The following is a 20,241-nucleotide window of genomic DNA, read 5'->3' as shown; positions in this document are numbered from 1 at the left end:
GCATAATGATTAGTTCCCAAATAGTCCCTTGATAGTTTGCCAAGTTTTATTGGCACCTTCTACAGCATTATCAACGCCTTTTGAGAAACCAGAACCAATATCTGACCACTTGAATCCATTATTTGTACTGTTGGTATTACTGTTTGGATTTGTTACCGTAAAGTTTGTTCCTGGCGTATTTGGCAAAATTTCTTCCAATGACGTTTTTACCAATGGCCCCATAGTTGCTGTTAATCCGAGAGGCAAACTATTATTGTTGCTTTTGTCATCTAGCCCCATCCAAGTGGCTTCAACGACATCCTTTGTATAGGCCATTGCCCAAGAATCTTTCGATGATTGACTATTTTCCGTATCATTAGGATTTTCGGTTGTCCCTGTTTTACCAGCAATAGTAAAACCAGCTGGTGCTGCCCCTAGACCGGTCCCATTAGTATAAGTTCCAAGCATCATACGTGTCATGTTATCTGCAATTCGTGAACTTATCACACGTTTCTGCTTAGCTTTAGGATGATTTACAATCACTTTTCCAGTTGCATCAACAATTTTTGTAATAAAATGTGCATCACTCATGACACCGTCATTGGCAAAAGCGGTGTAAGCTTGTGCCATTTGCATAGGAGAAACACCAACTGTTAACCCACCTAGCGACAACGCAAGGTTTTTATCTTTATCTGATAGTGGTAACCCAAATTTACGCGCACTATCATAACCTGCATTAACGCCAATTTTATTTAACAAATAAACCGCTGGCACATTATATGAATGCTCCAAAGCCTCATACATGGGTACATTGTTTGTTTGCACATTCAACGCATTATGAACTTCCCAACCATTTGTACCAAACGTGCGTGTCGTGTTCGGCAAGCTGGTATCAATACTGTACCCTTTTTCCAAAGCAGGTGCATAAACGACAATTGGTTTAATTGATGAACCTGGTGACAATTTTGACTGCGTTGCATAATTAAAACCTCTAAATGTATGCTCTTCTTCACGTCCACCAACAAGTGCACGAACACCGCCTGTTTTCGCATTTAATACAACACTAGCTGCTTGCGCATCTGTATTATAGTTAAACATAGCACTATTATTAAAATTTTGTTGCAAATTTGTTTGATCTTGTTGGTTCAACGTCGTATAAATTTTATAGCCACGATTCATAACGTCACTTTCAGTTAACCCATATGTTTTAATGGCTTCACTAATAACTGAATCAAAAAACCATGGATACTGATACTTATTTGAACTATCATACGTATCATTTAAAGTCATCGGTACAGCCTGTGATTGCTTTAATTGTGACGCTGATAAACGTTTTGTTTCAACCATTGTCCCTAAAACGACATTGCGACGTTCAGTTGCTGCTTGTGGATGATCAATCGGATTATACAAAGCAGGGTTGGGTAACATTGCAGTCAACGTGGCTGCCTGCGATGTTGACAAATCGCTAGCATGAACCCCAAAATATTTTTGAGACGCATCTTCAACACCCCAAACACCATTACCAAACCAAGCATTATTAAGATACATCGTTAATATTTGATTTTTCGTATAATCTTGCTCAACTTGCATGGATAAGAAAATTTCTTTAGCCTTACGAGTTATTGTTTGCTCTTGTGTCAAATAGGCATTTTTAACAAGTTGTTGTGTCAAAGTAGATCCGCCACCAGCGATGGCAGACGAACCTAACAGTTTATTCTTGAGGTTAAGCACTGCTGAACGAGCAATCCCTTTCACAGAAAAGCCATACTCATGATAAAAATTTCGATCCTCACTTGATATAACCGCGTCACGCATATTTTGAGATATACGATTATACTTAACATAAGTTCCTTTTTGCGAATATAATTCCCCAGCTTTTGCGCCTGAATCATCATAGACTGTTGTTGTTTGTGCTAACGTTGCATGTAGATTTTTAACATGCGCTGTTTTCGCTAAAGTAACCAAGTACACACTCATCATCAAAAAAACTGTTAAGAAAACTATGATAAGAAAACGGCCAAACTGCCAACGCTTAGCAACTGGGGCAAGTTTCTCATTTATTTTTTTAATAATACCCTTCAACCAATTCATAGATTATCCTATCAATGCCGACCAACGTTTAGTTAACGCTTCTGCACTTACTTCATCTGGACTTGTCACATAAATTGTGTCAAATCCAGCTAGTGTCGCAATAACTTGCGGCAAATTTGCATCGTCAATTATACCAGCAACAGCATTACCACTTGAATCTGTTGTTTTTATAATTGTCATAAACTGAACACGTTTGACAAATACAGCATATTCTATGATAGCAGCATCTATTGCATTTTCTGTCACGACAAGATCAGATGTTTCCCCCTGATCTTTTAATTGTTGATAACGTAAATCATTGTTAATATCTTTAATTCGTACAATACCTAATGCCCGAATATCTCTTGAAACTGTTGTTTGTGTTGTTTCCACATGATGCTTTAAAAGTTCACTCAATAATTCTTCTTGACTAGTGATTGGTTGATTTTGAATAATATCAAGAATGAGTTCTTGACGTTGTTGTTTTGAAATCATTTATTTCTCCTAATTGAGAACGCATGAGATAATAGCTATGACGTAATCTAAGTTACATTTCTTCTGGTGACTTAACACCTAACAAACGCAAACTTTCTGAAAGTACAATTGTCACTGCTTCTACTAACGCTAAACGTGCGTTTAATTGCTGATCATTTGTTAAAATTTTTGAATTGGCATAATATTTATTAAAAGCTCGTGACAAATTTAAAGCATATTTTGCAATGATGCTTGCCTCACGCTGCTGCCATGCACGCTGCACTGCATCTGGAAAACTATTAAGAATTGTCACAATATCCCATGTTGCCCCATCATTCAAATCTAACTTATCATCAGTAATTTTAATCCCTGATTTACGCAAAATTGATTTTGCACGCGCATTAGTATATTGTACATAAGGCCCTGTATCACCCTCAAAACGAACAACTTCTTCTAAATTAAAATCAAAATTATTTGTTCTATCATTCATTAAATCGTGAAAGACAACTGCACCAGCGCCAACTTGCTCTGCCACAATGTTTTTATTCTCAAGTTCCGGATTTTTGTCTTGTATTTGTTTTAATGCTAAATCATGCGCATCATCTAAGACATCTTTTAGCAAAACAACATCACCCTTACGTGTCGACATTTTTTTGCCATTAAATGTAATCAATCCAAATGAAATATGCTCAACATCGTCTGCCCATTTAAATCCCATTAATGATAAGACTGCTTTCATTTGCACAAAGTGTTCACGTTGTTCACCACCAACTACATATAATGATTTTGCAAAATGATAGGTTTCTTTACGATAAACCGCTGCCGCAAGATCACGTGTCATATACAATGTAGCGCCATCTGATCGCTTAATCATTGCTGGCGTCAAATTAGGATTAATTGCTGATAAATCAACAATTTTAGCACCCTGTGAAGACACTAAAAGATTTTTTTCCTCCAAAGCATCAACTACTTTAGCCATTTTATCATTATAAAAAGCCTCACCGTTAAAAGAATCGAACGTAATATCCAAACGATCATAAATCGCTGTAAATTCCTTCAAAGATTCCGCACGGAACCATTGCCACAACTGATGTGCTTCTGAATCGCCATCTTCTAGTTTTTTAAACCAAGCACGACCGGCATCATTTAATGTATCATCGTTTTTAGCTTTTTCATGAAACTCAACATAATAACGTAATAGCGTAGCAATTGGATCAGCTTTAACTTCAGCCTCTGAACCCCAGGTCTTATAAGCATAAATCAACTTACCAAACTGTGTTCCCCAATCTCCCAAATGATTAATTTTAACAGGAACATAGCCATTTTTGGCTGTAATATTTGCTAGTGCATTACCGATAACTGTTGATCTTAGATGTCCCATAGACATGGGCTTAGCAATGTTAGGTGATGACATATCAATCGTAACATTATCCCCATGACCATCTGTATTGTTGCCAAAATACGATTGTTCTTTAAGAATCAAGCGTAAGACTTGGCCTGATGTGACTTGTTTGTCTAAAAAGAAGTTAACATACGGACCAATTGCAACAACTTTTTCAAAGCCTGTTTGATTAATTTTAGCGACAATATCACTTGCAATTTTTTGTGGCGCCTGATGCAAGAGCTTCGCCAAAGTGAAAGTTGGAAATGCCACATCACCCATTTCCGATGATTTAGGTGTTTCTAACTTCATTGAAATTTCTTCTGGTTTTAAATCTGTCAACACCTCTGCTAGTGAAGCAACAACCATTTCATTATTTGCCATTTTTATTCATTCCTTTTTTTACTAGTTACTATTATACCTTATTTTGATTAACTGAATAAAAAAACTCGTCTCTTGTCAAAATTAACAAGAGACGAGTTTCCACCCGCGGTACCACTCTAATAGCTTTCGCCACTCAATATATCATTAAAAGCCCCAAGTATGCGCCGTTTCCATTTATTGTCTGACTTTCACCACCTCAGATTCGCTATATATAAATGTTATGAAACTATTTACTTTTCGATCTCGTCATCAATCTTTTCTGTTACCGGAACTGGTGCATGCTTAATCACCTCAATTTCGTCCATTCGAACGATTGCTCGGTGATTCATTTCATTAACTGTTGGCTGATCTGACGGATCATTTTCCGTAATCTCAACTAAAAGCGCATTCTCATATATTTTTTCAACTTGTCCAGTAAATGGCTTTTCTAAATTACCATAAGCTGGAGCAAGCAAAATGTCCCCAATATTATACTTTGATGCCTTGCTTTCTTCTTCTTCGTCTGTCATATTTTTAGTATATTAAACTGTCTTAAGCTTTCTTATAATTAGTTTGTAACATTATCACTAATTAATCTACTGTCGACATGTCAACATATTTCCTCCTGTAATCAATGTGTAACACCCTATTTTATCATAAATAACAGTTCATTTCAATGTTATCACTCGCGTCATAATAGCTCTCGCAATATCTATCTTAGATGCTTTTGGCAATGTTTCGGGTGATCGATTCGGTATCAAAATTGTGACAGCGTTGTCATCTGATGAAAACCCTGTGTCTGATTGACTAACATCATTAGTGATTAACATGTCCGCATGCTTTTTGATTAATTTATCTTGTCCGTGCACTAATATTTCTTGCGTTTCAGCAGCAAAACCAATCACAATTTGATGGCTCTTTTTAGATTGACCAATAGTTCGTAGAATATCTGGATTTTGAACAAGATTGAGCGTTAAGCCATCATCAGCCTGTTTTTTAATTTTATGTACTGCAATTTCTGCTGGCTTAAAATCAGAGACAGCAGCAGCACTAATAAAGACATCAGCTGTTGCGAATTCATGTGTTGCAACATCAAACATTTCTTGCGCCGAATTAACGAATATGTTTGTTACGCCAAATATATTTTCACGCACTATCGTTGTAATCAAAGCAACTTCTGCTCCCATCTCAGCAGCAGCGCGAGCTAAAGCATAACCCATCTTGCCACTTGAACGATTAGTTAAATAACGTACCGGATCTAAATCTTCACGCGTACCACCAGCCGTAATAATCACTTTTTTGCCTATCAACATGCCATTTTTGGCACGTAATCGCACAGCGGATTGCTGCAAAATATCAATTGGTTCCGGCAAACGGCCTTGTGCTATATAGCCTTCAGCTAGAAAACCAACAGCAGATTCAATCACAAACCAACCATCTTTTTTCAAAGTTGCTATATTACGCATAACTGCAGGGTTTGCAAGCATGTTATCGTTCATTGCAGGAGCAATTATTTTATCAGCAGTTGACGCCATAATGGTTGCAGTTACAGCATCATCTGCTATCCCTTGTGCTAGTTTACCAATAAGGTTGGCTGTGGCAGGTACAACAAAAATGATGTCAGCCCATTTTGCCCAGTCAATGTGCACAATATCTGATGTATGTCCAACAAATAAATCCGTTAACACGTCATTTCCTGACAGAATTGATAAAGTTTTACTTGTAATAAACTCTTGTGCTGCAGTTGTCATACCAACTCGAACGTTAGCACCAGATTTTATCAATAATCGTACCAATGTCGCAGACTTGTAAGCAGCAACGCTACCAGAGACCATTACTAAAACATTTTTTTCTTTAAACATTTTTTCTACCAAATAGACAAATTTAGCATATATTATTACAGTTAATTTTGTTCAAACAACCATAACAAGATAACCAATGTCTTCTTTTCTACCAAAAATATCACTTAAAAGGTGCCAATACATTTACTGGATTTTGTGTTTTAATACAGTCAAAATATAACAAAAGTAACCACAAAGATTATTTCCCACAATTAATCATATCCGGTCTCTATTTATCATATTAAATCCATTATTTTAATAATTTTAATTTTTATTTCAAGCCTTTTTCAAGTAACTTGCCCACAACAGGTAATTGACCAAGTTGAGACATTTCTTTACCATCAACAATGACTAAATTAGCTGAGGAACTAGCTAATGTTGTAAATGCATTAATTGATTGGTTCTGGAAATACTTATCATCAGCCCCTGCTAGTCCAGCTTGTACTGTATCAATACGGTAACGCTCTGCTTCAGCACGAGTTTTAGTTGCATCAGCTTCTGCTTTGGCTGTTGCCATTAACGCATCATTTGTCGCTTTTGTAGTGAGTTCAATTGAACGCGCTTGACCTTCTGCTCTAGCAATTGTGGCCACACGTTCTCTATCAGCTGTTAATTGTTTATCCATGGCTTCCTGAATAGATATCGATGGTCGTAATTCATCAATATTTATACGATCAACGTTGATGCCGTACGTGTTCGTTAAATCGCCAATGGCACTTGCTAACTGCACATTAATCTTTGTTGTTGATCCTAATGCCTCATTTAATTCCATACGACCAATAATATCACGTAAATGACCACGTACCAATTGTGCCATTGATTCAACAGAATCGGTATTTTCATACATATACTTCACAGCATCTGTTACATGATAATTCAATGTAACACTAGCCTTAATATCAGCGTTATCAGCAGTAATCACTGAATAATCAGGTAAACGAAGTGGTCGCATAGCCAAGCTGACATTTCGAATTGTTTGAAAAAATGGCACATAAAAATGTAGACCAGCTTCTTTACGGCGACTATACTTACCCAATGTTTCAACTAATCCAGCATTATTTTGTGGTACAATTCTAAAAAAAAGCATGTTTCTCTCCTCATTCAATAAACTTATTGAATTAAAAATAATTTCTTATTTTAATTCTCGTAATGTTAAAATATTTCCGTTAGCCTCAATAATAGCATATCGTGCATCTGTTCTAGCCACTGTCGCATTATCAATCAAATAACGATAATAAATACCAGAAATTGATACTAAGCGACTAGCTAAATCAAAATTTTCACCTGATATCACTTGACCTACAAATTGACGATCCTCAAAATTTGTAGGTCGTAAGCCGTCCTCTAATAATTTTGTTAAATAATTATTCAGAGAACGCCCTTCTTTGTTTGCACGTGTTACAAGTACTTCGTGTAATTCCGGATCAATCCTTAACGGTATTTTACCTGATTTTGTGTGTGATTCTTGAATTGGATTTGTCATATACTAATGATATCACATTTATCATTAGTATAACAGTTAAGCTATTAAGTTCGCTTGCTATTCAAAAAAACTAGAAGTATTCACTTCTAGTTTTTATTATAATTTTAATTAATCATGGTAACTTTGAACAACTGCATAATCACCAACATATGGTACATCCACACCATTAATTTTTTGATAGGGATCTTCACCTTTACCGGCAACTATAACAATATCTCTTTCTCCTGATTGCTTAATAGCCTGATGAATTGCCTTGATACGATTCATTTCAAAATGGACTTCAAGTTGCTTATTATTAATATTCTCAGCAATTTCATCGGCAATAGCTTTCGGTGACTCAAATTGAGGGTCGTCAGCTGTCAAATAAACAATGTCTGCTAATTCCGAAACGACTCGCCCAAAGTCAGCACGTCGCGATATGCCTTTATTGCCTGGTGATCCAACAACAACTAACACTTTACCTTCTGGATACTGATTTTGCGCAAAATTTAGTAATGCGCGCATCGATGCATAATTGTGAGCATAATCTACAAAAGCGACACCATGACCTGCAATTGGTAGACTTAACATTCGCCCAGGTATAAAAACAACATCTAATCCATGAACCATGTTTTCATGCTTCGCACCAGCTAATGCAGTCATAATTAATGCCGCCATAGCGTTTGATTCATTAAAATCACCTGGTAAATTTAAACGATATTCACCAACAAGTTCATTTAAATCACTTGGTTCAACGATTAGTCGGCTCTCATGAATGGCGCTTTCTCGTGATACATAGGTATAATCACCACCTTGACCTTTCAAACTATAGGTATAAACTTTATCATGTGTCTGCTCTGCATGTCCCAAAATTGTATTAAGGTGTTCACTCTCAGCATTCACAATAACTTGATCTGAATGATCGAACAGCATCATCTTATGATCCAGGTAATCTTCAAAAGTTGGGTGTTCATTTAGGCCGATATGATCCGGTGAAATATTTAAAAATGCACCAACATTATAACGTAAACCATAGACACGCTGTTTCAAGTAGGCTTGAGAACTTACTTCCATAACTAAATGCGTCATACCATTATCTACCGCTTGACGCATATCTTTAAATAATTCGTAAGATTCTGGTGTCGTTAAATCCGATTTTTTCTTGTCTTCAGGCCCCACACCTGTAATACGATCTACGGTTGAAAACAATGCTGTATGATTATTAGTCGCATCTTTTAAGATATTAAATGCCATATAAGCAGCTGTAGTTTTGCCCTTTGTTCCCGTAAATGCGCCAATCCATAAAGCTTGTTGTGGATAATCAAAAAAAGCCATTGACAAAACGGCGAGTGCTTTTTGAACATTTGTCACTTGCCATTGTGGCAAAGAAATATCTAATATTGTTTCAGTAATTAGACCTTTTATATCAATTACATGCGTCAAATATTCAGATCGAAAGGCACCTTTAACAACAAATAACGTATTGGGTTGAACCTGACGCGTGTCATAATGTAAAAAATCAAATACCATATCAATATTTGGTTTGGACACCAGTAGTTGTTGTTCAATTAATAAATGTTCAATTGTTTTGCTTGTAAGTTTCATAATATATATTATACAAAAAAACCTGTTACTATGTCAGCTATATCTAATTTTTTAACCATTCTACAATGCTTTGTCAATTTAGATTGTATTATTAATTAAGAATACAGTAAGCGCTCGTTATATATTTTCTCTTTGCAGTGCTGCTTTTAATTGATTAGCTATAGCAACATCTGCACTTGCTATACTATTATCGCGATAAATATGTTCATCTGCAGCAACCTTTGCATACACTTTTTTTAATTCACGATCCAATACGTCACGTACTTCGTCAGTTGCATGTGTTTCCATCAATAGCTGACGTAATGCTGAGGCATGTGCGAAACCACGTAAGTATATTTTGAAATACCGTTTCAACGCTTCAAAATGCTTAGGTGCGATATTTGCATTCACATCGTCAAACAAATCCAACTGTAATTTCAATAAGGCGATTGATTCTTCTAACGTATGCTGTTTAGGTTCTATTTCAAACGCATACGGATTCTCAAATATACCTCGGCCAATCATAATACCATCAATACCGGGATGTGCTTTTACAAGTTGCATCCCCGCTTGACGTGTTTTAATATCACCATTTATTTGAATTAGTGTTTGAGGCGCAATAGCATCTCGCATAGCTAAAATTTCATCTATATACTCGTCATGTGCAGGTGCTTTTGACATTTCTTTACGTGAACGCAAATGGACAGTTAATACAGCCACCTGTTGACGTAAAATAATAGGCAGCCACTCACGAAATTCCTCTGCTTGATAAAACCCTAATCTTGTCTTAACAGATACCGGTAGACCTGATTTTTTAGCGGCAGAAATGATTTCTTTTGCCAATTCTTGATGACGAATCAAATCAGAACCAGCACCATTTTTAATCACCGTTGTATCAGGACATCCCATATTGATGTCAACTGCTTGATAGCCCATTGTTGACAAAACTTTTGCCGCCCCAGCTATTTCTTCTGGCCGTGAACCCCAAATTTGAGCAACCGGTTGTTTTTCATTTTCTGCCACAGCTAGCCGACCCTGAACGGAAAACTTAGCTTGTGGATGAACCATTGAACTCGCATTTGTAAATTCAGTATAGTAGACATCTGGTCCACCAGCCTGTGCTATGACTCGTCGAAAGACAGTATCAGTTACTGCTTCCATTGGTGCCATGCTAAAAAAAGGTTGTTTCTCTGTTTGTTTATTTCCTAGTTGCGCTTGTTTTACAACGTCATCCCAGAAAAAATTTTGAGGAGACTCTACAGTCATATCTCTTCTCCTTAATTATTATAAATGATACGGCTCACTAGACAAAATTTCATGCCATTCGGTGATCCTTTTGAATTGCGCTTAGTGTGTAGAAAGAACCTGTTACAACAATCAAAGCCTGTGACGATTCTCGGACACGCATAGCAAGTGAAATAGCTGCCGAAGCATCATTTGCTATTTCAACATCAATATTTTGGTAGTTTGTCAATAACTCCGCTGCGAGTTCCTCAGCAGATAATGCGCGTGTTTTATTATTTGGTGTAACCGTGATAATCCGTTGTACCACAGGTACAATAGTATCCAACATTTCGTGATAATCTTTATCTTTTAATACACCCAAAATCAAAGTTGGTTTGATTTTTAAATGCCAAGCATTAAGTGCCGATACCAAACCATTTATCCCATCAACATTGTGAGCAGCATCAAACAAAATATTTGATGCCTGATGATAATTCATACGACCTACTAAATTGACATTGGCAAGACCTTTCCGAGTTTTGTCCTGTACAAATGTGTATCCCATATCATTCAAAGCCGCTTTTATTTGTAAGACAATACTAAAGTTATGCACTTGGAAGGCACCCGACATGCTTAAAAAGTAACCCGGTGTGCCATTAATTATTAAATCCATTCCTGAAGGTGTCGTATTGGCAATAATGATTTGGTCCTGCTGATATTCAAACCATTTTGCGCCAACAGCCTCTGTTTGTGCTTTTAAAACTTTTCGTGCAGTCAGATCTTGACCAGCATAATCAATAACCCAAGTACCCTTTTTAATAATTGCAGCTTTATTTTCTGCAATTTCGGTTAAATTTCGACCAATTAAATTCTGATGATCAATACTTATTTTTGTAAAAACAGTTAACAGAGGTGTATCAATTGCATTTGTTGCATCTCTAAGACCACCCAATCCCGCTTCAAACAAAACAAAGTCGACTTGATGATCTACAAAATACAATAAAGATATAATTGTAAAATATTCAAAATACGTCAAATAATTTGCTGAAACGCCATTAAATTTAAAACATTTAATGACCCGTTCGTAATAATTGACAAAATCAATTTTAGAAATCATCTCATCATCAACACAAATTTGTTCTCTTGCTGAAAGGATAGATGGACTTGAAAAGCGGCCATAAGAATAGCCATTAGCCTGTAAGACAGCGCCCATCATAGCACCCGTAGAGCTCTTACCATTAGTTCCAGCAATATGAATTATTTTAAGTTTTTGATCTGGATGATCTAACCAACCCAATACTTGACGGACAATTGGTACACGTGTGTTATCTAATACATGCCAAGTATTATCTAAACTTTTAATCACATTTTTATAGCGAATCGCTATACGAGCCTCACGTTTTTCTGATACTTTTTCCAAAGTAACCCTCCAAAAATTTCTCTGAAATCTATTTTATCACATGTCTATACTAAAGAAACAATATTTCATTTAACTTAGCTATGTTTTCAAGAATATACTTTATGAGCCACTAAGTATATCATGTTGTTTTCGCTTCTGGAAAATCCGTAAAAATAGCTTCAACTTGCCATTTTTTCAATCTTTCAGCTACAGCTGTATCATTAACTGTCCATACGTTCACTGGTAAATGATTAGCAATTAAATGTTTGGTTTGCTTTTTTGTAAGATAGTCAACATCAGGATGAACATAAACAGCCCCGATGTCTCTGGCAACTGTAACAATGTTATCTGGCAATTGTGACGCAATCAAAATGCCTGTTTGGATGTCAGGCATTAACAGATGAAACTTTTTTAGCAGATTAACATCGAAACTTGACACGATAATTTGAACATTTGAACTAATTTGTCGTAAAGCCTGACAAACAGAGGCAAGATAGAAATTTTGTTTGTCATATTTTAATGCTGTTTTAAGTTCAAAATTAACATTAAAATGATATCGATTAACAAAATCAACTAACCATTTCAAAGTCACAATACGCTCATTAGCGTATGTCTCACTCAACCAGCGACCAAAATCTAGTTTTTGTAAGTCAATTAACGTCATATCATTCACCGTCCCACTACCATCGGACGTGCGATCCACTCTGTCATCATGAATGAGGACTAATTCACCATCAGACGTCATATCAATATCTGTTTCTAACCAGTCAGCATTCATTGCTATCATTTTTTCAAACGCAGCACGTGTATTTTCCGGTGCCTGAGCTGAAATACCACGATGCGCAATTTTTTTCATAGACATTTTGTGTTCCCTCTCAGTTATTAAACATACCGACTCAGACATGTATATTTAGTATCCTTTATCAAGATTTACAATATTGTACCTAATCGTACCATCTTTTACAAAGTATGGGACGTTCTTTTCAAATAAACGAAATAATCCACCAGTGCGCCCCGCATTAACAGACTCCCCCCAACTAGTATGTTGCGTCAATAACACTTGCGGTCTGTCAAATAACGGGTGGTTTTTAGGTAATGGTTCAGGTGTGGTAACGTCTAACGCAGCATATTTAACACGAGAGTCGTCAATAGCTGCCAACAAGTCATTTTGATTTAGGGTTGTCCCACGGCCAATATTAATAAATAGAAATAATTGATTAACCTGTTCAAAAAAATGATTATTAAAAAAATTATCTGTTTCAGGCGTACCTGGTAAACCATCAACAACAACACGAGATTTTGCTAATGCTTTTTGATAATCATGCATGCTATAGACTTCATCAAAACCATCAACCATCTGGCCAGTTGTATTCACACCATAAACAATGCCACCAAATGCTTTAATATGACCGGCAATTTGCTGACCAATACGTCCCGTTCCAAATACTAAAACAGGTAGCTCCGTAATTAAATATTGATTCGTATAAGGTTCCCAATGCGTACGTGATGCATAGATATTTAAACCACGTGCAAAATATAGGATATAACTCAAAACCGTTTGTGCAATTGGAATGGCTTTTAATCCACTGGCATTTGTAACAATAACACCGAAATCCTTCAGCTTTTTTAAAGGTAAATAATCTACACCTGCTGATTGTGTCTGAATCCATTTTAATTTTGCACCTGGATTCGCTAGTATCTGTTGACCAATAGCATTATCCCATGCGTAACTAATAACGATTTCAGGTATTTGTTGCACCGTAATCGTATCAGGTGTCACAACAGTCACACCATATTGTGACAAAAATATGCGGTTTGATTCAGTGATTCCTTTTACTGCTAAAAGCAACATACCTCCGCCTCCAATCTAATTTACTACATTATATCAAATACTCAATATATTTAACACAAGATGAATTTAATATTAGGATGTTGACATTTAATTAGTTTAATGCCATAATTATGTTTATTAAATAAAAGGAAACTAATTTTATGTTCATGTTAAGATCATACAAATTCACAAATCGCATTACGATCAACGTCGTCATTATTATTTGACTTCTCGCTGGTCTGTTTTGTCAACCAGTTGAGAAGTCATTTTCTTAACTGGCGTGAATATGTTGATTTTATCAATGTTTTCAAAGGGCGCTAGTACTTACTAGTGCCCTTTTTTATTTTATTTTTTGTTGTATATTTCAAGAACTAGTTCACTTGTTAGTCGAAAAAATTGTTTTATCGCTAACCGAACAATATTTAGGAGGACTCATTATGACTCAAGCAACCCCACTAGCAACAGATAAACATGACAAAACGTCACCCAGCAGTAAGAAAAAGCCACCTACATCGGTTCGCGATGTCGTTTTTGATGTCTCAACTGGCATTTCAAATGCTATTCTCGCTGTCCTTGGAATCGGTTTACTAATGTCTTCAATCGGAAATATACTTGGCTACACACCATTAGTACAAGCTGGTTTGATGGGTCAAAAGCTACTCGCCCCCGCACTTGGTGTTGGCATTGCCATTATGATGCGCGCTAATATTTTGACAACTGGTGCCGCCCTGATTTCTGCTACAGTCGGTTCGAATGCAGTCTATTTTACCTCAGCTATGACCCCACAAACACATACTGCAACAGGCTGGGTAGCAGATCAAGCTGCTGGATCAATCGTGTTGACCTCTGGTCAGCCGATCTCTGCTGTTTTAGCAGCTTTAGTAGCTGTGCTAGTTGGTAATTGGTTGACTGGTAAGACACCGTTGGACATGATGCTTGTGCCACTTGGCGCTACTCTTACCGGTACGTTCTTTGGATTAGGGGCAGCAGCAGTTACCACGCCCTTTCTAAATTGGGTATCGGAATCCTTAGCTTCGACAATGAGTGTTAATCCTTTCCTTGGTTCATTCATTGTTTCAGTGGTTTGGTTTCTCTTCTTAATGACACCTGCTTCTTCTGCAGCGCTTGCTATTGCAGTCATGCTAGATCCACTTTCTGGTGGTGCAGCGCTAATTGGCACTACCGCAGGTTTTGTTGTTTATACAGCTATGGGTTGGACACAAAACAATTTAGGTGCCAACATTGCCCAAACAATTGTGACACCAAAGGTACAATTTCCTAATTTATTGAAGAGCCCACTACTTATGTTTGGCCCAGCGATCATAGCGGGCCTATCAGCCATGATTGCTGTCGGTGTGTTTAACTTAAAAGTGCCATTTGCTATTGCCGGGCTAGGATTAAATGGTTTTATTGCCCCAATTGCATTAGCTTCTTCTGATCCTCGAGCACTGCTACTCGTTGCAATATTTGGTATTATTGTGCCAATTGTTGCTAGTATGGTAATGTATTACACTTTAAAAAAGATTGGTAAAACGCAAAAAAATGATTTGCATTTAGATGTTGTTTAATTCTGCTATAAGGGTTATAGTAAAATTATTATATTTTTATAAGAAAGAAGAACAAAATGTCACAGAAGAAAGCACAACCCAAAGATTTTACTTGGTCAGAACTTGGATTTGAATATCATGACCTGCCCTATCGATTCCGCGCATATTTTAAAGACGGTAAATGGAGTGAAGGTGGTCTTGAGACTGACTCAAATATACCTGTTAATGAAGCAGCCACTGGCTTGCATTATGGACAAAATATATTTGAAGGACTGAAAGTTTACAGGCGTCAAGATGGTGGCGCTAATCTCTTTCGCCCAGATCGTAACGCAAAAAGATTACAAAATTCAGCTGCACGGCTTATGATGGCCCCAGTACCTGAAGAACTATTCTTACGCGCCTTAAAAGAAGTGACTAAAGCCAATAAAGACTTTATTCCGCCATATGGCACAGGTGCAACACTTTATCTTCGGCCATTTGAATTTGGTGGTGGACCAGTTGTTGGCGTACATCCTGCAGATAATTATGTTTTTGAAGTTTATGCAACACCAGTTGGTGCCTACTATAAAGGCGGGCTAACGCCAACAGCCTATGTCACTAATGAATATGATCGTGCAGCTCATGGTGGTACTGGTGCAGCCAAGGCTGGTGGTAACTATGGTTCGTCAATGCTTGCTGGTGATGAAGCGCATACTGCTGGATACTCTGATGTTGTTTACTTAGATCCTCGTTTGCATGAAAATATTGAAGAATTAGGTTCAGCAAACTTCTTCGGTATTACAAAAGATGGTCGCTTCTTGACGCCAAAGTCACCTTCAATTTTGCCATCAGTAACAAAATTTTCATTACTTGAAGTCGCAAAAGAACTTGGACTTGAGGCTGAAGAAACAACCATTTCAATCAATGACTTAGATCAATTCACAGAAGCAGGTGCTATGGGTACTGCAGCAGTCATTTCGCCTGTTGGTTCAATCACACATCATGGTAACAAACACGTCTTTTATTCAGAAACAGAAGTTGGTCCTTGGACACAAAAATTATATGATCGCCTAACTGCTATTCAATATGGTGATGAAAAAGGACCAGAAAACTGGGCTGTTGATGTTCCACTAGATTGATTCTTTAATTCACGCAGCGTCTTTTAAGGCAATATGTCGCACCACAAACTAACAATTTTTAGTGTAATAATTGACGAATAAACTATTTCTTGTTATACTAGTATAGTTGTTTGGTAGCTATCAAACATCATTGACCATGGCTCGTTGGTCAAGCGGCTAAGACGCTGCCCTTTCACGGCGGAATCGAGAGTTCGATTCTCTCACGAGCTATATCAAGTCGCAACTTCGGTTGCGGCTTTTTATATGTCATCATTAAACAAAAATAACAGCCTAAGGCTGTTATTTTTGTTTAATGATGAAAGGCCGTTTATTTGGTTTTTTGTTATTTGCCTGCTCTTTTTTGTGTGGTGCCACCTTTGTACTTGCTTTATTTTTTTCCTTTTCAGGTGAACGTTTATGACTGTTTCTGTGTGTCCTCTTGTTATTTTTAGGACGATCTTCTTGCTCCAATTGTCGTGGATTAATATTTTCCAACACAAAATACGGTGCCCCAAAGTTAACATATTCATACAAATAGTCCTGTAGTGTTTCTATTTTATCTTGACTTGGCACATGTTTTTCATTTCTATAAAATCCTTTAAGACGTAATTGTTCAGATGAAATATCACCGACAAGATAGTCATATTGTGCTAACAAAGGCGTATAACGTATAGCCAATTTTTCAGTATTAAAGGCTTCCTTAAAATTTTCAACAAGCTCTAACGTTAATTTATCAATGCTTATTTTATTTTCATGGCGTGTAACTTGGTATGCCATTTTACGCTCTTCTTGTTGCAATAACGTTTGTGTTTTTAACGATTCACGATCCATCAAATACCTCTTTTTTAACAGCACGCTATACGTTACTGTATTTTTTCTTGTAATATTGCGCCATCAATTCTCTTAATAATATACGCAATTCTATTTTTACTGGTGCATTTTGTATCACAGGGAAAAATGGTACCCATTTATAATGATCAAGCGTTGCAATTTGATAATCTTGATGACGTTGAATGATTTGACCTTGATACAAAATTTGACCATCTCTTTGCCTATCAATGCCGTCAAACCGCATATAGCCAAAAATTTTACCACGAAAGCCACTACCCTTCATTGCTAAAGTTGACAACCATTCTTGTTGTGCATCAATCTCTTCAAACAACTCAATAATATTTTGCCCCTTAAGTGTCATTACCATCGGATTAATTGCATGTGGCATACTTTCAAGTAATTCATATTGATTCAGCGAACCTTTATGCAAATCTTCAACAAACATACCAGTCGACACCACAGCTGCCGGTACATCAAAATATTGTTTTAACGCTCTCATTGCATCATAACTTTGTTCATCGGTTGTTATGTCTCGCGTTAACTGCGTAACATATCGGGAAGTCAAAGCTGCTTGTCCCTTTTTTAATAAGCCATGAATTAAATTATAATCCTCGTCATTTTCCGACATTTCGTACATCGGCGTCGTTACAGCTTTTTTATTCAAAATATGACCATCATCTGACATTTCTAAAGTAATATCGCCAACGTAATTGCCATAACAACCTGCAGCCGCCAATAAAGTCCCTGAAACCATTTTACCATGCTCTAACAAATGATGTGTATGTGCACCAATAATAATATCGATATCATATTTTTCAGCTAAACGTTCATCCGTTGGTAATCCCAAATGAGATAGCAGCACCACGGCATCAGCTTTTTGATGCAATATTGGCAATAATTTATCAATTGTTTCATCCACATCATATGGTTTCCACCCAAGCGAAGGATAGGTTAATTTATATGGTGCAGTTAATCCCAAAACGGCAATTGTGGTGCCTAAACTAGTTGTTAAAATTTTATATTCTTTAGCCCATGTCGGTTGTGTTAGTGTAGGATACTCTTTTAAATTGCCCAGCAACACATCAAAATTAGATCCGTCATATAAATGATTCATCGCTTCATGAGATAACACTAATCCTTCATTATTGCCAATTGTTACCCCATCATAGTGGGCCTCATTCATTAAATGAATATTGCCTTGACCCATTGTTGCATCAGTATATGGATTTAAACGATCGATTGCATCTCCAATATCAAACGTATAGCTTTGTGTATATGTTTTTTGTTTTTTCAACAAAAAGCGTAAAATACGTGGCCAATTTTCAAAATGCGAATGCATATCATTCGTATGCAATAAGTGTATGATTTCAGTTGCCATTTAGTTCCTTTCAAACATAGCGTTACATTTGTTAAATACATGTATCATTATGTTTTTATTGGTACATCCCTTACTATTATTTTACACCAACTAGATAAAAAAGCGCTGCAAGATGCAGCGCTTCAGTTGGCAAATGTATACAGAAAATCTATAAAGCTCTGTAAATTAGCCGGATAAGCATTTAATCCCCAAATCATACGTTCATTTTCACTTGGCACTTTAAATCGTATACCCCATTCATCATTCAATCTTGGTTCAGTTTGAGAAGGGCCAGGATACGCCGTCATCCAAGTATTAATGTAACTCATGGTTTTATCCGCAAAGTCATCCCATGACGTTGTCATATCAGTCCATTGCTCGCGATAATGCCAATTAAACGATTGCCCCGCTTGATTAAAATGCGGATTATAAAAATCAAAATCTATATCTGTAATATCTTTAGCCTCTTGGGTTTTGTCTCTACTCTGCAAAAAAGCATGGCCTTCGTGACGTTTGATGTAAACGTAATCAAAACCACTCACTAGATTACCACGATAAAACACTAAAAAATCTAATCGTGTTTGTGCCATATTAACCCTCAATCACAATTAAGTCTTTGGTAAGATCATTTGTAATATTTTCATAACCATCTATTGTCACAATAATATCATCTTCAATTCGGACGCCACCTTTTTCTGCAAGATAAATACCTGGCTCAATGGTTAGAAGGTGACCTGGCTGCAGTTCATCACTTGATTGTGAGCTTAATGCTGGCCCTTCATGAATATCTAGACCAACACCATGGCCTGTAGAATGATTGTATTCATGCCCGTAACCATGTGCAGATATATAATCACGCGCAACACGATCAACTTCACTACCAGAAATACCAGGTTTCACAATTGCTATAGCATTTTCATTAGCCTGTTTAACAATGGCGTAAATTTGCTTCAGCTCATCACTTATACTTCCAATGGCAATTGTTCGGGTGACATCAGAAGTATAATCATCGACGTAGTAACCAAAATCAATTGTAACAAGTTCACCATTTTTAATTATTTTATCTGTTGCTTCGCCATGAGGCAAAGCTGCACGATAACCAGATGCAACAATCGTGTCAAATGACGATTTGTCAGCTCCAAATTTTTTTTGTAATCGATCTAATTCATTAGCCACTTGTCGTTCAGTCATTCCCGGTTTAATGAACGAGATTAGTTCATTAAATGCTTTTACTGACGCAGTTGCTGCTTGACGTAACGCAGCAAGTTCATTCTCATCTTTGACTTCACGTAAAGCTTCGACAGCAAATGGTAGCGCATCAAACGACATATCAGCAGGCAACAACTCATCAATATAATCATAAATATTGTATGGTAAGTCGGCTTCAAATGCCAAATTTTTAATATTCAAAGCTATCGCGACTGAAACTGTTTCTTCATAATATGATTTTGTTATTTTTAAATTAACGTGTTCTGGTAAATTTGCTTTATATGCCTCTTCATATCGTGCATCAGTTACTAAATAAGCTGAATCACAACTAACAATAACCACACCTTCACCTGTACCACCATCAAATCCAGTTAAATATTTCATGTTAGTCCCTTGATATACAAGCATACCATCAAGATTTAATTTTTTAAGTAGTTTTTGTAGTTTAGCAATACGTGCTTCAAAATATTTAGTCATATATGACAATCTCCTTTTCGCTGTTATCTTTAATTATATCATAAGCTTATGCGATTACTTTTCACGTCACTACACCATATTGCTGAATGCATTAATAGGTACAAAAAAAGAACAG

General features: G+C 36.7%; 18 protein-coding genes and 1 tRNA gene. 3 read left to right on the top strand and 16 right to left on the bottom strand.

Features of this window, described 5'->3' with window-relative positions; all coding sequences use genetic code 11:
- Positions 1 to 9 precede the first annotated feature (9 nt).
- The 12 genes from K5Q14_RS01360 to K5Q14_RS01305 form a co-directional block, all read right to left on the bottom strand.
- Complete coding sequence (locus tag K5Q14_RS01360; RefSeq protein ID WP_220734033.1) at positions 10 to 2,070, bottom strand: PBP1A family penicillin-binding protein; 2,061 nt, start codon at positions 2,068 to 2,070, stop codon at positions 10 to 12.
- Between the two features lie 3 nt (positions 2,071 to 2,073).
- Entirely contained in the window at positions 2,074 to 2,544 is a 471-nt protein-coding gene (locus K5Q14_RS01355; RefSeq protein ID WP_220734032.1) for an arginine repressor, read from the bottom strand.
- Between the two features lie 52 nt (positions 2,545 to 2,596).
- Complete coding sequence (gene argS, locus K5Q14_RS01350; protein WP_220734031.1) at positions 2,597 to 4,288, bottom strand: arginine--tRNA ligase; 1,692 nt, start codon at positions 4,286 to 4,288, stop codon at positions 2,597 to 2,599.
- A gap of 230 nt (positions 4,289 to 4,518) precedes the next feature.
- Positions 4,519 to 4,797, bottom strand: coding sequence for a hypothetical protein (locus K5Q14_RS01345; RefSeq protein ID WP_220734030.1), 279 nt, complete (start codon positions 4,795 to 4,797; stop codon positions 4,519 to 4,521).
- A gap of 138 nt (positions 4,798 to 4,935) precedes the next feature.
- Positions 4,936 to 6,129: a bifunctional phosphopantothenoylcysteine decarboxylase/phosphopantothenate--cysteine ligase CoaBC gene (gene coaBC / locus K5Q14_RS01340; protein ID WP_220734029.1), complete on the bottom strand. Its 1,194-nt coding sequence runs from the start codon at positions 6,127 to 6,129 to the stop codon at positions 4,936 to 4,938.
- A 250-nt stretch (positions 6,130 to 6,379) separates the two neighbouring features.
- Positions 6,380 to 7,195 carry an SPFH domain-containing protein gene (locus K5Q14_RS01335; RefSeq protein WP_220734028.1) on the bottom strand — a complete coding sequence of 272 codons (816 nt, stop codon included), beginning with the start codon at positions 7,193 to 7,195 and terminating at the stop codon, positions 6,380 to 6,382.
- Positions 7,196 to 7,240: 45 nt separating this feature from the next.
- A complete protein-coding gene (locus K5Q14_RS01330; RefSeq protein WP_220734027.1) occupies positions 7,241 to 7,591 on the bottom strand; it encodes a toxin-antitoxin system HicB family antitoxin in 351 nt (116 codons plus the stop codon).
- 108 nt (positions 7,592 to 7,699) lie between these two features.
- Positions 7,700 to 9,175: a UDP-N-acetylmuramyl-tripeptide synthetase gene (gene murE / locus K5Q14_RS01325; RefSeq protein WP_220734026.1), complete on the bottom strand. Its 1,476-nt coding sequence runs from the start codon at positions 9,173 to 9,175 to the stop codon at positions 7,700 to 7,702.
- Between the two features lie 117 nt (positions 9,176 to 9,292).
- Positions 9,293 to 10,420, bottom strand: a complete 1,128-nt coding sequence (locus K5Q14_RS01320; RefSeq protein WP_220734025.1) for a tRNA dihydrouridine synthase — start codon at positions 10,418 to 10,420, stop codon at positions 9,293 to 9,295.
- 49 nt (positions 10,421 to 10,469) lie between these two features.
- Positions 10,470 to 11,798 (bottom strand): bifunctional folylpolyglutamate synthase/dihydrofolate synthase, encoded by a 1,329-nt coding sequence (locus K5Q14_RS01315; RefSeq protein WP_220734024.1) that lies wholly within the window; start codon positions 11,796 to 11,798, stop codon positions 10,470 to 10,472.
- Positions 11,799 to 11,916: 118 nt separating this feature from the next.
- Entirely contained in the window at positions 11,917 to 12,633 is a 717-nt protein-coding gene (locus tag K5Q14_RS01310) for a glycerophosphodiester phosphodiesterase family protein (RefSeq protein ID WP_220734147.1), read from the bottom strand.
- Positions 12,634 to 12,687: 54 nt separating this feature from the next.
- The gene (locus K5Q14_RS01305) at positions 12,688 to 13,629 is read right to left on the bottom strand and encodes an NAD(P)-dependent oxidoreductase (RefSeq protein ID WP_220734023.1); all 942 of its coding nucleotides are present in this window, start codon (positions 13,627 to 13,629) and stop codon (positions 12,688 to 12,690) included.
- 416 nt (positions 13,630 to 14,045) lie between these two features.
- Between K5Q14_RS01305 and K5Q14_RS01300 the strand changes: the two genes are divergently transcribed.
- From K5Q14_RS01300 to K5Q14_RS01290, 3 genes are all read left to right on the top strand, one after another.
- A complete protein-coding gene (locus K5Q14_RS01300) occupies positions 14,046 to 15,176 on the top strand; it encodes a PTS sugar transporter subunit IIC (RefSeq protein WP_220734022.1) in 1,131 nt (376 codons plus the stop codon).
- A 56-nt stretch (positions 15,177 to 15,232) separates the two neighbouring features.
- On the top strand, positions 15,233 to 16,273 hold the full coding sequence (locus K5Q14_RS01295) for a branched-chain amino acid aminotransferase (protein ID WP_220734021.1): 1,041 nt from the start codon (positions 15,233 to 15,235) through the stop codon (positions 16,271 to 16,273).
- A 138-nt stretch (positions 16,274 to 16,411) separates the two neighbouring features.
- Positions 16,412 to 16,483 (top strand) — tRNA-Glu (locus K5Q14_RS01290).
- Positions 16,484 to 16,552: 69 nt separating this feature from the next.
- On the opposite strand, the gene K5Q14_RS01285 is transcribed toward K5Q14_RS01290, so the two are convergent.
- The 4 genes from K5Q14_RS01285 to K5Q14_RS01270 all read right to left on the bottom strand — a co-directional run bounded on the left by K5Q14_RS01285 (position 16,553) and on the right by K5Q14_RS01270 (position 20,126).
- Positions 16,553 to 17,083, bottom strand: a complete 531-nt coding sequence (locus tag K5Q14_RS01285) for a YutD family protein (protein WP_220734020.1) — start codon at positions 17,081 to 17,083, stop codon at positions 16,553 to 16,555.
- Positions 17,084 to 17,108: 25 nt separating this feature from the next.
- A complete protein-coding gene (locus K5Q14_RS01280) occupies positions 17,109 to 18,461 on the bottom strand; it encodes a bifunctional metallophosphatase/5'-nucleotidase (protein WP_220734019.1) in 1,353 nt (450 codons plus the stop codon).
- A 122-nt stretch (positions 18,462 to 18,583) separates the two neighbouring features.
- A complete protein-coding gene (locus K5Q14_RS01275; protein ID WP_220734018.1) occupies positions 18,584 to 19,030 on the bottom strand; it encodes a hypothetical protein in 447 nt (148 codons plus the stop codon).
- A gap of 1 nt (position 19,031) precedes the next feature.
- Positions 19,032 to 20,126 (bottom strand): M24 family metallopeptidase, encoded by a 1,095-nt coding sequence (locus K5Q14_RS01270; RefSeq protein ID WP_220734017.1) that lies wholly within the window; start codon positions 20,124 to 20,126, stop codon positions 19,032 to 19,034.
- Positions 20,127 to 20,241 lie beyond the last annotated feature (115 nt).

Origin of the sequence: Leuconostoc inhae, assembly GCF_019656015.1 — a bacterium.
Classification (GTDB): domain Bacteria; phylum Bacillota; class Bacilli; order Lactobacillales; family Lactobacillaceae; genus Leuconostoc; species Leuconostoc inhae_A.
This window is presented reverse-complemented; position numbering and strand designations above follow the sequence as displayed.